This is a genomic window from Rhodoluna sp., assembly GCF_044232805.1.
Classification (GTDB): domain Bacteria; phylum Actinomycetota; class Actinomycetes; order Actinomycetales; family Microbacteriaceae; genus Rhodoluna.
The window spans coordinates 1-13,389 of the sequence record NZ_JBIILG010000033.1 but is presented as its reverse complement, the minus strand read 5'-3'; the positions used below and the strand labels follow the sequence as shown (position 1 = coordinate 13,389).

General features: G+C 49.1%; 13 protein-coding genes and 1 riboswitch. Of the genes, 7 read left to right on the top strand and 6 right to left on the bottom strand.

The genetic code is table 11. The features are described 5' to 3' along the window. Positions 1-1,202, bottom strand: a 1,202-nt coding sequence (locus tag AC9UES_RS05115) for an ATP-binding cassette domain-containing protein (protein ID WP_509527275.1), incomplete at its 3' end; no start/stop codon positions are given. Between the two features lie 47 nt (positions 1,203-1,249). On the opposite strand from AC9UES_RS05115, the gene AC9UES_RS05110 reads away from it, so the two are divergent. Beyond that, complete coding sequence (locus tag AC9UES_RS05110) at positions 1,250-1,843, top strand: hypothetical protein (RefSeq protein WP_509527273.1); 594 nt, start codon at positions 1,250-1,252, stop codon at positions 1,841-1,843. Here the strand turns inward: AC9UES_RS05110 and AC9UES_RS05105 are convergent. From AC9UES_RS05105 to AC9UES_RS05095, 3 genes are all read right to left on the bottom strand, one after another. After that, positions 1,833-2,903, bottom strand: coding sequence for an ABC transporter permease (locus AC9UES_RS05105; RefSeq protein ID WP_509527271.1), 1,071 nt, complete (start codon positions 2,901-2,903; stop codon positions 1,833-1,835). The two genes, AC9UES_RS05110 and AC9UES_RS05105, sit on opposite strands and share 11 nt — an antisense overlap. Before the next feature lie 9 nt (positions 2,904-2,912). Then, positions 2,913-4,451 carry an ABC transporter permease gene (locus AC9UES_RS05100; RefSeq protein WP_509527269.1) on the bottom strand — a complete coding sequence of 513 codons (1,539 nt, stop codon included), beginning with the start codon at positions 4,449-4,451 and terminating at the stop codon, positions 2,913-2,915. Between the two features lie 125 nt (positions 4,452-4,576). Continuing rightward, entirely contained in the window at positions 4,577-6,367 is a 1,791-nt protein-coding gene (locus AC9UES_RS05095; protein WP_509527267.1) for an ABC transporter family substrate-binding protein, read from the bottom strand. A 171-nt stretch (positions 6,368-6,538) separates the two neighbouring features. Between AC9UES_RS05095 and AC9UES_RS05090 the strand changes: the two genes are divergently transcribed. The 6 genes from AC9UES_RS05090 to AC9UES_RS05065 all read left to right on the top strand — a co-directional run bounded on the left by AC9UES_RS05090 (position 6,539) and on the right by AC9UES_RS05065 (position 12,163). Beyond that, the gene (locus AC9UES_RS05090; RefSeq protein ID WP_509527265.1) at positions 6,539-6,940 is read left to right on the top strand and encodes a thiol-disulfide oxidoreductase DCC family protein; all 402 of its coding nucleotides are present in this window, start codon (positions 6,539-6,541) and stop codon (positions 6,938-6,940) included. Between the two features lie 88 nt (positions 6,941-7,028). Further along, positions 7,029-7,178: riboswitch (adenosylcobalamin (AdoCbl) riboswitch) on the top strand. Positions 7,179-7,284: 106 nt separating this feature from the next. Beyond that, positions 7,285-8,259 (top strand): prenyltransferase/squalene oxidase repeat-containing protein, encoded by a 975-nt coding sequence (locus tag AC9UES_RS05085; protein ID WP_509527263.1) that lies wholly within the window; start codon positions 7,285-7,287, stop codon positions 8,257-8,259. Positions 8,260-8,261: 2 nt separating this feature from the next. Further along, entirely contained in the window at positions 8,262-8,813 is a 552-nt protein-coding gene (locus AC9UES_RS05080) for a hypothetical protein (protein ID WP_509527261.1), read from the top strand. Continuing rightward, positions 8,806-9,762 carry an energy-coupling factor transporter transmembrane component T gene (locus tag AC9UES_RS05075; RefSeq protein WP_509527259.1) on the top strand — a complete coding sequence of 319 codons (957 nt, stop codon included), beginning with the start codon at positions 8,806-8,808 and terminating at the stop codon, positions 9,760-9,762. The genes AC9UES_RS05080 and AC9UES_RS05075 overlap by 8 nt, the downstream gene beginning before the upstream one ends. Beyond that, positions 9,759-11,345, top strand: coding sequence for an ABC transporter ATP-binding protein (locus tag AC9UES_RS05070; protein ID WP_509527257.1), 1,587 nt, complete (start codon positions 9,759-9,761; stop codon positions 11,343-11,345). The genes AC9UES_RS05075 and AC9UES_RS05070 overlap by 4 nt, the downstream gene beginning before the upstream one ends. Positions 11,346-11,374: 29 nt before the next feature. After that, positions 11,375-12,163 (top strand): ECF transporter S component, encoded by a 789-nt coding sequence (locus AC9UES_RS05065; protein WP_509527255.1) that lies wholly within the window; start codon positions 11,375-11,377, stop codon positions 12,161-12,163. Here the strand turns inward: AC9UES_RS05065 and AC9UES_RS05060 are convergent. Both AC9UES_RS05060 and AC9UES_RS05055 read right to left on the bottom strand, forming a co-directional pair. Further along, entirely contained in the window at positions 12,105-12,746 is a 642-nt protein-coding gene (locus AC9UES_RS05060) for a trimeric intracellular cation channel family protein (protein ID WP_509527253.1), read from the bottom strand. The genes AC9UES_RS05065 and AC9UES_RS05060 overlap by 59 nt on opposite strands. A gap of 16 nt (positions 12,747-12,762) precedes the next feature. After that, positions 12,763-13,389: glycosyltransferase family protein (locus AC9UES_RS05055; RefSeq protein WP_509527251.1), on the bottom strand; the 627-nt coding region annotated here is incomplete at its 5' end.

Below are 13,389 nucleotides of genomic sequence, written 5' to 3'. Positions count from 1 at the left end.
TGATCTTTGGAAAATGCCTTTGATAAAACTAGGGGCTCGGCAATAGATTGCGCAATTGACCAACGAGGATTTAGCGATGACCCTGGGTCTTGGAAAACAATTCCAAGCTTGCTACGAAGTTCTTGCAGTTCTGATTTCTTGGTCTTGGAGATATCTTTGCCTGCGACAATAAGCGAGCCTGATTTGACTGGAAGTAACCCAACGGCAGCTCGCCCAACGGTGGTCTTACCCGAACCGCTCTCTCCAACTAATCCCAAGACTTCGCCTGGCCGAATTTCAAGATTTATGTCTTTAGCAGCCAGAAACGCAGGAACCCTTCCGCGCTTAGGGTACTCGATTGAAACTTTGCTAAACGCAAGCACAGGCTGAGTATCCGCGGGTGCCTTCGCTGCAATGGCCCTACCTTGACCCAATGAAGGAACCGCGCCTAGTAACTCTTTGGTGTAAGGGTGCTTTGGCGACTTGTAAATGTCTCGAGCAGTTCCCTGCTCAACCATTTCACCGTCTTTCATAACCAAAACTCGGTCCGCCAAGTCTGCAACGACTCCCATGTCATGTGTGATTAACAAAATTGCAGAGTTCAAGCGCTTGTGTAGGTCTCGGAGAAGATCCAGAATTTCTGCCTGAATTGTGACGTCCAGTGCAGTTGTCGGCTCGTCAGCAATCAACAATTTTGGATCACAAGAAATCGCCTGTGCGATCATGGCCCGCTGACGCTGACCACCTGATAGCTGATGCGGGTATGAATCAAACACCTTTACGGGGTCTGGCAAATCCACCATCTCTAGCAGCTCAATAGCGCGTTCCTTGGCTGCCTGATTCGTCATGTTGAAGTGAACCCTTAGCGTTTCCACGATTTGGAATCCGATTGTGTAGACCGGGTTTAGAGCCGTCATTGGCTCTTGGAAAATTACTGCAATTCCACTGCCGCGAATTTCACGAAGACGCTTAGGGGTTGCAGTCATTAGCTCTTCGCCGACCAACTTCACGCTGCCAGAAACACGTCCATTCTGGGGAGTAAGTCCCAGAAGCGCCATCGAACTAGCGGATTTTCCAGAGCCAGACTCCCCAACGATAGCGAGCACCTCGCCCCCAGAAATTTCGTAGGAAAGCATCTTGGCAGCAGGGATCCATTCGCCTTCGACCCAGAAGTCAACGCCCAGATTCTCAACTTTGAGAATTGCTCCAGTTGTTTCAGCCATTAGCAGCATTCTCCTTCGGGGTAAGCAAGTTGTGTGAGAATTCCTTTATGGATAGTCACACTCTGCGCTCTAGTTCTGGTCGCATAATGGCGATTGCCGCCATCGCCCTTTCGGCATTGGGAGTAATAGCACTGGCGACTGGCGACTGGAGCTTGGTCTTCACTAAATCCTGGGTTTACCTGTGGTTTGGCTATTGCGCTTGGCTGTTGTTTTGGAATCCAAGCATAAGGATTAGTTCTGACGTTGTGGTAATTGACAACGTGTTTAGAATCTTTCAACTCAATTGGTCTTCCATAAACCGCATTGACACGAAATACTCCCTCAGTCTGGAAACTAATTTCGGAGTGATTCGAGCTTTCGGAGCTCCCGCGCCATCCAGATACGCAGGATTCATGGCGAGTAGAACTGACGCCGCGCATCTTCCAGAAAGTAGCTTTATTGGAAAAGGGTTGGTGCGACCTGGTGATCTGACCTCGAGTGACTCTGGAGTAGCTGCCTATTTGATTAGAAGTCACTGGGAGATTCTTAGGGACCGTAACGAACTCATCGACAAACCAAAAGTTGAAACCCGATGGGTTGCTTGGCGAGTAATTATCTTTGCCGCTCTTAGCTTTGCAGCTATTCTCAGTTTTATTCTTTAGCATTCTTGCCAACCCCTTTTCGGCGAAGGGCACGTTCAAAGCCAGCAAAGATCCCATCCACCTTTACGCGGAACCTACGTTGGCGTGGATCGAAGGCATCTCTCAAACCATCTCCAATGAAGTTGACGGATAGCGCAATAATGATGAGGAATAAACCTGGCCACCAGAAAAGCCATGGCCGAGTCGAGAACGCCTCTTGATATTCCGAGATGATCTGCCCCACAGAGATGTCTGGGGCTGTGATACCAAAGCCAAGATAACTAAGTGATGATTCGAGCAAAATAGCGGAACTCATCAACAGCGTCGTGTTGACGATTATTACCCCAATGGCGTTCGGGAGTATGTGCTTGAAGATTATGCGCCAAGGTCCTGCCCCCGCTACCCTCGCCGCATCGACAAATTCCAGTTCCCGCAGGGACAAGAATTCTGCCCTGACTAGACGCGAGAGCCCAGTCCATAGAAACAGGCCCAAGAAGAAGGCAAGGAAAAGTGCGCTTCCGCCACCGAAGGCCTTTCCAATTACCGCACCAAGGATTAGCACCGGGATGATAATAATGACGTCCGTTAGACGCATCAGAACAGAATCAATCCAACCCCGGAAAAACCCTGCGATTGATCCAATGAGGACCCCAATTGCTGTTGTGAGTATTGCGATCACAAACATTACGATCAGCGACTGTTGGATTCCGCGCATTACTCGAGCAAAAACATCCTTACCCAGAGTGTCTTGGCCGAATGGGTGGTCCCCAATAGCAAAAGGGAACAAGCTGGCTGTTGGGGTACCTCCCGGGGTAGCAATGTCGTAGTTCTCATACCAGTTGTACTTCCACCAACCTGGGATTCTCCAGCCATCGATGGCAAAATTCCCAGAATCGTCAACATATAACTTTCCAGAGCCGCCAAGTATTGTTCCTACGGAACTAAAGGAAAGAACCGTAATTGCGATCATCGCAATGAGGCCTATTAGGGCACCCCTATGTTTGAAGAAGCGACGCCGAATTAACTGGCCTTGGCTAACTCCAATTTCGCCTGGCCTTGGGAGATTTTCTAAAGTGCTCATCTATTATCCCTAGCTCAATCTAATTCTCGGGTCGAGGGACGTGTAAGCAACATCAGCAACCAGGTTGAAAACCACCGCAACTAGTCCAGTGATTAGAAATACACCCATTACAAGGTTGAGGTCGACCGCATTTAGACCAAGGTTAAATAGCGAACCCATTCCCTGCCAAGCAAAAATTCGCTCCGTAATGATCGCTCCTCCGATTAGCCCGCCGATGTCGAATGCGACGATGGTAACAATCGGAATCATGGCGTTTCTAAAGGCATGGCGCATAATTACCGTCCGTTCGGCCATACCCTTCGCGCGGGCAGTTCGAACGTAGTCTTGGTTCAGAACTTCAAGCAAACTTGATCTCGAATATCTCGTGTAGGCAGCCAGCGAACCTATTGACAGCGCAGCCGTTGGCAGCAGTAAGTGACCGAAGCTATCCAACATTTGGAACCACATGTCTCCGGGCAGATTTGGTGTTGAGGCACCTATGGTGGAAATTATCCCCTTCGCCTGAGGGATCATCAGCTGATAGTCAGACCAAACCTGCAGTACTCGATCAATAACCACAAACCCAAGAGTTAAGATGCTGATGATTCCTGCAGCGCGACCTACCTGCTTCCGGTCTTCGCCGCCGAATATTCGTGCAGCAGTTAGGGCCACTCCTACGGCTAGTAGAACTAGAACAAGAAGTGTCCACAACTCAGGAATGAAGAAGAACAAGAACTGGAGTGGGTACCAAGCTACTAACCAAAAAGCAATTACACTAGCCGCCGCAAAAATCATGCCGCGGTTCTGAAACCCTGTAGTTAATGAAATAACTATTACGGATACAAGCACGCCGCCAAGAGCAATACCGATTGGACCAAGTGAGGGTTGCGCGAACCAACCTATTAGCAACAAACCTTGCAGAACCGCAAAGGTGGCAATTGAAGCGATTGATAGAACCTTTACTCGGCGCCTACCATCTCCGCCTACGACACCCATCCAAAAAGCTCCCGAGGCAAGCGCAATCAAAACTACACCCCACAGCGGCACATCCGGATTGTACAAAAATTGATTGAATCGGATCGCGCCCCATTCTTTCAACAGCACAGCAAACCAGAAAATTGGCAACGAGTAAAAGACGAATGTCATGAATGTGACCGTGTAGTCATAGCCACTGTATTGACGAAGAGCAGTTGACATTCCAATTGCGATTCCCAAAACAATCGCGACAATGGTCGCTAGCGTTAGCAGCTGAATTGTTGAAACCATAGCAGCTGCAAGTGCGTCGGTTACCAGTTGCTCGCCACGCGATACCGAAATTCCCAAATCGCACTGACCCACAAAACAGCCAGCAACTCCAGCTAACCAGCCAAAGTATCTAAGGACCGGAGGGGTATTTAGGTCTAAAGCCTTAGTTAGGTAGGCGATCTTGTCTTGAGCAGATGGGTCACTGGATCCGCGAAGCTCCAGAAGTGGGTCACCAGAGTAGGCGGTTAGTACATAAACAATAAAGGAGGCTGCAAGAAGCACCAGCAAGGTGGCAAACAGTCTTCTGACGACAAAAGCCAGCACCGAAACCTCCTATGGTTGAATCTTTTCCTGTAGCGACTCTACCAACTCACGGTAAAGGCATTTTCGCAAAAAAATCTGGCTGGCAGCAAAGGCCGCCAGCCAGATTTCAGTCTTGCTAGAACCAGTTACTCAGTAACTGGGGTCCACTCCCAGAAGTTCCAGAAGTAGCCAGGTGATAGTGCACTTGGGCTAACGCCGCTAACCTTCGAGCTGGAAACAGTCAATCCAGGGAACTGGAAGATCATGGTTCCGTACGCATCAGAGATTAGTTTCTGTTCGACCTCGAGCATAATTGCTGTTTGCTGCTCTAGATCGGTTGTGACGTTTAGCTTAGCCAACAGTGAGTCAACGTCTGGGTTTGAGTAACCGTTGTAGTTACCACCCTTTTCTAGCGGGTCGGTGTAGGACGCAAAAATCTGGTCCGAACCGGCAACCGCCAAGCTGGTTGACTGCCACGCGAAAATAACTGCATCGTGTGGGTTGATTGGCTCAACTGTTGGGTCAGTGAACATCCAGTCTGGCTCACCAGTGTCAATAACGTTGAAGCCCGCTAGAGCAGCTGACAACTGAATCAGCTCAAGCTCCTGTGAACGACGAACGTTTCCGGTTGGGTACCAGAAGTTGACATCCACTGGAGTAGATACTCCAGCTTCCTCAAGTAGAGCCTTCGCGCGCTCGATGTCCAAGTCGCGAACGCCAGCGGCACCGCTCTCAGCAACAATTGCGTTGTAGCGATCCGATCCAGGAATGGAAAGGAATGACTCACGAACGGTCGCATTAGGGTTCAAAGGCTTGATGATCTTCTCGATGATTTCATCACGAGGGATTGTCAGCAAGAATGCCTGACGGACCTTTTGTGCCTTAGTTGCGTCGCCATCGTAGCTAGCAGGATCGAATGGGCCTCCGTTGTTGAAGGTAAGGTCGATGTGCTCGTAAGTAGCTTCGTCACCCTGGTGAATTGTTGCACCAGCGCTAGAGACTATGCCCTTAGCTACTTCTAGCGAGTCAGCAGTTGGCTGTCCGCTAGCGATGTCAATTTCGCCGTTTTCTAGAGCCTGAAGCTGAGCGATGAAGTCCTCAATGAAGCGAACAGTGATGCGCTCGAACTTAGGTGACGGACCCCATGTGTAGACAGGGTTCGAAACTAGAGTGATGTACTGATCCTCAACTACTTCTTCGATGATGTATGGACCACTCGATAGGTACTGAAGTGGGTTCGAAGGAAGAGCAGTGAACTGGTAGTCCTCGTTCCAGCTGGTTGCAACAGGAGCTAGCCAAGCGTCATCCTCATTCTGGATTGCTTCGATTAGCAACTTCTTTGCTTCTGCTGGATCGGTGATGTCTGGGTAAGCAAGCATCACAGTTCCGTGAGCTGGCATGCCAACGCCGAACGCAAGCTCCCAGTCGACATATGCATCGTCGTACACGAGAGTAATTGTGCGGCCATCAGATCCAATTTCAGGAGTCTGAGTCACTAGCTCAAGACCAGAGGTTGACGCTGGCGAGAACTCTGCGGCTGTTCCGGCAAACTTGCCAGAAGACGCAGCCCACGCAAATAGCATGTCGGCAGCATCAATCTGAGTTCCGTCAGACCACTTAACACCCTGGTTGATGGTGTACTTAACGGTCAGAGGCTCGTCAGAAATCTTTTCAAACGTTCCGTATCCAGTGTCTTTTACCAACTGAGGAACGTTGTTGTAGTACTGGAAACCAGAGTTGGTCATGTAGGCAATGTTCGCGTTCTTTGTCGCGTTACCTGCAGACGATCCGGTGTTGTAGTTATCAAATGATTGGTTAAAAGCAACTGTGATCGTGGTTCCTTCGACTACCTGAGACTCGTATGGCAATGCACAACCGCTCAGAGTCACAGCAACCACGCTCATAAGGCCTACTAGACCCAATCTGCGCTTCTTCATGTTTCTCCTTTTTTTAATTCATTGATTCGACTGTCTAATGAATTGCTCATTAACTACAGCCCAATACTGGTTTCTTGAGTTTATAGGCATTCCTAGGCGGGAGGTGAGGGTAATTTCTAATGGTTTCTAAATCGTGATAATCGAGAGCCTCGGGCAATCTAGGCTAAATGAGTGAAGCAAATCCTGATTTACGACGGTGACTGCCAGTTCTGCCGTCTCAGCCTGGACTTTGGAATCAGAAACCTCTCAAGATTCCCTAAATTTGCGGCCTACCAAAGGATTGATCCAAGCCAATATGGTCTATCCCTGACCGATGTCTCTTCTCAGGTCTGGTTAGTGGACCCTTTGCCAACGCCGGTCAAACCGCTAGGTGGTCACCTAGCTGTTGCCCATATCCTTCTGGACCAGCCTGAGTTTTACTGGAGGTCGATGGGGTTTGTCATGAAAACTCCCCCGTTTAGCTTCGTCGCTGACCTCGTATATAAGTGGGTTGCAAAAAATCGCCACCGGCTTCCTGGGGGTACTAAAGCTTGCAAGCTCGAGGACACCTTCGATGGGGCAGAAAAGCGCTAAAGCAATGACCCAGCGGCCGAAGATGATCCGGCCCTGCATGGCCTCCTGCCCCTTGGCTAGCTGATAGATTCTCTTTTACAACCGAAGTTTGGTTGTAGCTTTTGTTTCCTCTTGGGGGAAGTCGGTGAAAATCCGACGCTGACCCGCAACCGTGAGTTGATTATCAACAAGTCGGAATGCCCAAGTGGAAATAATTGGCTCCAAATATACCGTCGAGGTCTACGGGTGGAGTCGGGTAGCAACTTACTCGATGAACCCTTGAGCGTTTCGCTAGAAATGTATTCAAGGGTTTTAGTGTTTTTGCCCCGCCTTCGCATCTAACTTCCCAATGCGAAAGGTTCCAAATGAACAAGAAAATAACCCCACGGGTGCGAAGAATTGTTGCACTCTCATCAGCTGCAGTAACAGTTGCAGTTCTGGTTGTCCTCCTAGTTTTGAGTATGGGTGGGACACCGTCCAAACACGTGGCAACAGCCGAGTTCCTCAAATCACAGTTTGTACTTGGTGAGTATCTAGAGGGCTTCTCGCCTGGAGTTCCAGAGTACGGATTCTCGCTAGAAGCGGTTTCTCAACTTAGCCAGACTAGAGAAGTTGATTCCTCTATTGCCATCAAGTTCCTCTTGGAATCAGAGCCAGACTTCTTATACTCAGCCGAAACCGGTGAGATCATTCCAGGTCTTGCAGGAAAGTACCTGTTTGCATCGAAAGCTACTGGTGCTGCTAATGGAGCACAGACCCAGATGGTTGTTGGTTCCCTTAGTGAGCTCATCCAAGAAGATGGCACTTTGACTCTGACTACCGCAAGCACCTTTGACTATGCCTGGATGAGTCTTGGTCTTTACGCCCAGAATCAACAGGAAATGGCAAAGAATGTTTCAGCGGTTCTTGTAACTCTTGCCAGAGATGATGGTGGCTTTGGTTTTGACAATTCGGAATTCACGACTGCTTCCAGTACCGACGCAACCGCCATGGCCATCATGGCTCTTGAGCTAACCAAAGATCTAGACCCCGCGCTAACTGCAAACAAGCAAAGCTCCATCGATGCTGCCTTGGCTTACTTGGATGCGGGCTTGGTTGATGGAAGTCACTTTGTGGCATTTGACGCGGTGGACATTAACGGAACCGCTCTTGCTCTCATGGCATATCTAGCAACAAGTGGTGAGCTAAACGAAAATGTGCACTCATACCTAATTGCCCAAATTCAAGAAGATGGTGGCATCGGGTCTCCTTGGGTAGAAAACGCAGGTGACCGCTTTGCAACCGCTCAGGGTTACCTTGCTCTTGAGGGCAAGAGTTACCTAACTCTTCTAGGAAAGTAGTCATGCGCTCCAGGGCAAGACTCATTGTTCTTAGCGCACTAATTTTGTTAGTGGTCGCTGGGAGCGTCTTGTCCTGGGCACTAGAAAACAATGTCATCGAGACAACATCTGCGAAGCAAGTTGAGGTTAGTTTCAGTGAAGGTGCCTGTGAGCAACCTGGGGTCACAATAGTTGTTGACTTTGGAGATTCGTCAGAGCGTGATCCAATCCTTCGTTGCGCGAATGACTTTGTTGGCTCTGGGTGGGAAGTTTTTCAAGCGACGGCAATTGATGTTTCAGGGACTAATCAGTACCCAGTTGGATTTGCCTGTCGCATTGAAAACTTCCCGCCTAGTTCTGAGCAGAACTGTATAGACACCCCCAAATATTCCGAAGGTAGTTGGGGATACTTTGTTTTCACAAAAGAATCAGGTTGGAAAGTAAGTCAGGTTGGATCAGCGGCCAGGGATGCGCAGTGTGGCTCGGCGGAGGGTTGGCTCTTCATTGGTCCAGGTCAACAAGATGCTGGATTGTTGCCAAAACCGATTCCAGAAACTGTAGCCTGCGATGGCTAAGCGATTTACTGCCAGCACAGCAAGCCCTCTGACCTGGTGGTTACTTGCAGTAACCATGGCAATTGTCGCGGGGATAAGTCAGAGTGCGCTGACCCAAATTCTGATTTGTGCAGCCGCTTTGATTGCAATTTTGATTTTTCGAGAAGAAGCACCCTGGTCAAGATCCGTTAAGTTCTATCTTTTTCTTGCTGGGTTTGTAGTCATCGCGAGGGTGTTATTTCGAATTGTCTTCAACATTCAAGATCCTGCGGACACAACTGCCCTAGATTTACCTGGCTTCTCGGTCAACTTGGGTTTTGGTCCACCAGTTGAACTTTTTGGAGCGGTAGGTATCCAGGCTCTAACTGGCGGCGCAACCGATGGTTTGCGATTAGCCGCCATCATTCTTTCCATTGGGATGGCCAGTTCCCTTGCAAATCCGCGAACTCTTCTAAAGTCCACACCCAGCGCGCTCTATGAAATTGCCAGTGCAATCTCTGTTGCGATCAACCTCGCGCCGCAAATGATTTCCAGTCTGCAGAGAGTGCAAAAAGCCAGGTCACTGCGCGGGCGAAGCAAAGGACTCGGATCCATGGCAGGAACAGTAATTCCGGTTCTGGAGGACGCCATCGATTCGTCTCTGTCTCTTGCAGCAAGCATGGACTCCAGGGGATTTGGGAGAAGGGGTAGCTTGTCGAAACCGCTTGTTCTGGGGGCCAGATTGAGCTCTCTGATGGCGGTCGGATTTTTATCAATTGGAAGCTTTGCGTTACTAGTTGGGCAAACACAAACGCTTGGTTGGGTGTTAATTGCCATCGGAATAGTTTCAAGCTTCGCGTCTATCCGGATTAACTCCCAGTCTCAGATCAGGACCAGATTTGAGCCTGTGAAGTTGCAGTTCTTTGACGCTTTGATTCTGTCTTTGTCAGCTCTGTTGCTGATTGCGGCAATCCTAGGGTGGTTCGCATGATTGCGGTTCGCGATGTGAGCTTTGGATATGCCGGAACAGAAAGGCCAGCTCTATCAAGGGTGAACCTTGAATTTCTTCCGGGTGAGTTCTCCCTGGTTTGCGGCGCAACAGGGAGCGGCAAATCAACGCTACTTAGAATCTTGAATGGTCTGGCGCCACACTTTACTGGCGGTTCACTTTCTGGCTCACTCGTTATTGACGGTATAGACGTAACCGGATCAAAACCGCACGAGCTTGCAGCCCAAGTTGGTTTTGTGAACCAGCAGCCTGAGTCTTCATTTGTTTCAGACACCGTCAAGCAAGAGCTGGTCTACGGCATGGAGCAGCTTGGGTTCAAGCGCGACAAGATGGCAGATTCACTAAAGCATGTGGCGAATCTTCTTGAGATTGAGGATTTACTTGATAGACCACTTAGCTGGCTTTCTGGAGGGCAACAGCAAAGGGTTGCTATTGCATCTGCGCTAGCAGCAGGGCAGAAAATACTTTTGCTTGATGAGCCAACTTCGGCCCTTGACCCTGAAGCGGCAGCTGAGATAGTTGCTGTGCTCAAATCATTAGCTCACGAGCACGGCATCACGGTGATCCTTGTAGAACACAGAATTGAACGGGTAATTGAACTTGTGGATTCCGTTGTCATCGTTGCAAACGATGGTCTTGTTACCAAGGGCGGTTACGAGCAGTTCGAGAACTATCACCTGGTTCCACCTGTCATTGGGCTTTCAACTGAGCTCTCCTGGAATCCAGTGACAGTCAGCGTTTCTGCCGCCAAAGCAAATTGGGAGCGAGACCCACGACCCTTTAGGCCCCTGGTGAATGAGCATCTCGGTGAAATTGTTGCCATGGAGGTCAATGATCTATCTGTTAGCTACGACGAACTAGACGCGGTTTCCAAAGTTTCATTTCAAGTTCACGCGGGAGAAGTTGTAGCGCTAATGGGGAAAAATGGCTCAGGAAAGTCTTCGGTTCTCTGGGCGATTCAAGGTGGTGGAAAACGAACAACGGGTTCTGTCAAAACGCAGTTTGGCGATCCAAAGTCACTCTCCGCTGCCGAAAGACTTTGCGTCTTGACTCTTGTTCCTCAGAAGGCAGCAGACCTACTTTTCCTAAACTCACTAGCTGATGAGCTTTCCGAGTCTGACAAGTTTGCGCAACTTACGGACTCCGGCACTTCTAGGATTTTTGAATCTCTAACCGGAAGGCTCGATCCAAAGATTCACCCGCGAGATCTTTCCGCTGGCCAGCAGCTGGCTTTAGTTCTAGCTCTTCAGTTAGTAAAGGGAGCTGGGATTTTGCTACTCGATGAACCAACTCGCGGGTTAGATTACGCGGCCAAAAGATCACTTGCCAAGCAGATTAGAGCATTGCGTAAAGAAGGCAAGTCTGTGTTGGTGGCTTCCCACGATGTGGAATTTGTAGCTCTAGTTGCGGATAGGGTTTTGGAACTAGAAAGCGGAAAACTGATTTCGGACAAATTGACAACTGTTGCCTTAGGAATTGGGTCGTCACATCCCACACAAATTAGTCAAATAACGAGTCAGCCTGGATTACTGACTTTGAGTCAAGTAGAGAAGGTGCAGAAGTGAAGGCCTTTTCAGGAAAATGGATTTCTAATTTGAGCATTCTCCTTGCCGGAATTGGATCCGTGCTCATGTTCTCCTGGCCATTTTTCATCTCTGGTGATTCGGCTGTTGAGGCAGATGTAGCGCAAGTGGTGTTTATTGCTTTGATGCCGCTAATGCTGGTCTTGATTTTGGTTGAAGTGGCAACTGGTGAGATTGGATCGAAGCAGATTGCCTTATTAGGGGTTTTGATTGCCCTCAATGCTGTGATTCGTTTACTTGGCGCTGGAACAGCAGGAATCGAGACTGCCTTTTTTCTCATAATCATTGCTGGCTACGTTTTTGGTTCAGGTTTCGGATTCTTGCTTGGAACTGGTTCGTTGCTAGTTTCTGCCCTTCTTACCGGTGGGGTTGGTCCCTGGCTACCGTTTCAAATGATGGCAGCGGGCCTGATTGGCATCGGAGCGGGCTTACTTCCAAAATTTGGCTCCAGAGGTGCCAAGCTCGCTGTTTTGATTGTCTATGCAATTCCCGCAAGTTTTGCCTATGGTTTCTTGATGACTTTGTGGAACTGGCCTTTTCTTGCAGGCAGTGAATCATCTATTTCTTACCTTGCGGGAGCCGGTGCAACTGAGAATCTAATTCGCTTCCTTCAGTTTCAGATTTTTACCGGAGGGTTAATCTGGGACCTGGGAAGAGCCATAACAACGGTTGCGCTTATTGCAATCACCGGACCACTACTTTTAGGCAGTTTGCAGCGAGCTGCAAGTAAAGCTGGCTTCGTTAAGCCTTCCAAGCAGGAATACGCCAACCGAGCAAAAGCGCAAGGACTCTCAGGGTAATTGTGAAGAGGGCACCGATTGCAACGGCGACGAACGGTTCTATTGCCAAGTAGTTCAAACCAACAACAACCCAGCCTCCAGTAAACGCGATAACCGAATATGGAATGTGATCGCTGAATGCCTTTGGTATTTCGTTTACAACAATGTCTCTTAGCACTCCACCAAAAATTGCAGTCAGCACACCCATGATTACGGCGATGATTGCGGGTACCTGCCCATCTAATGCCAGCTGGGTCCCACCAGCTGCAAAGGCTCCAAGGCCAACTGCGTCTGACCACTGCATAGCTTGCCCAGTTGGCTCAAGATGTCTGGTTCTCATGAATACAAGGGCAACGAGACAAATTCCAATAAGGACCCAAACCCAAGCAGAGTTCTCAATCCAGAAAAATGGCCTACGGTCCAGCAAAATATCTCGCAAGGTTCCCCCGCCAAATGCGGTCAAACCTGAAACCGTAATCATTCCAACAAGGTCTAGCCTTTTTCTGGCAGCTTCAATAAGTCCCGAGAGCGCAAACGCGAAGATACCGATTACTTCAAAAAGAAGCGTTCCGTTTACAACTAACCAGCCGGTGAAATCTAGCAAAGCTCAGAACCAGTTCTTACCACGCGAAGTCTTGCCTATGCTTTGGCCTGGTGGGGACAGCTGAAACATCGTGACTAACAAAGGCCAAAAGTAATTGGAAGCCAAGAATCAAGGGAACGACAGCGATCATCACAGTTCCGGTGCTGGCAGCAATTCCGTTGGTCATTGAGCTATTTAGCGCTCCTAGTCCGGAGAAGACTCCAAACCACCAGAGCAGCATTCCCAGCGGTAACTCAATTGACGCCGCAGAAATGTCTCTCAGGTAGTAGTTATAGAAAAGTCTCTTATGGAAATTCTTAAAGTGTTTCCACGGGAACTCCCATAAAGTCTTTACGATGCTCAGATTGCTCTTTTCGGTTCCATACCTTGCAACCATCGGAACATCCCATACCACAGCACGGTAAATGCTTAGCCTAAATAGAATGTCGGACTCAAAAAAGAATCTTTTGCTTAGCATTGCTAGCGGCAAAGCTTTTAGGGCATCGCGATGTATTGCGGTGTATCCATTAGTTGGATCCGTGATGTTCCAATAGCCAGTTGAAATCTTGGTTAGTAAGGTAAGGCCAGCGTTTCCAAATAATCTGATGCCAGGCATCTTCGACAGCCCGGTCAGGCTGTCAAAGCGATCACCCTTGGTGTAATC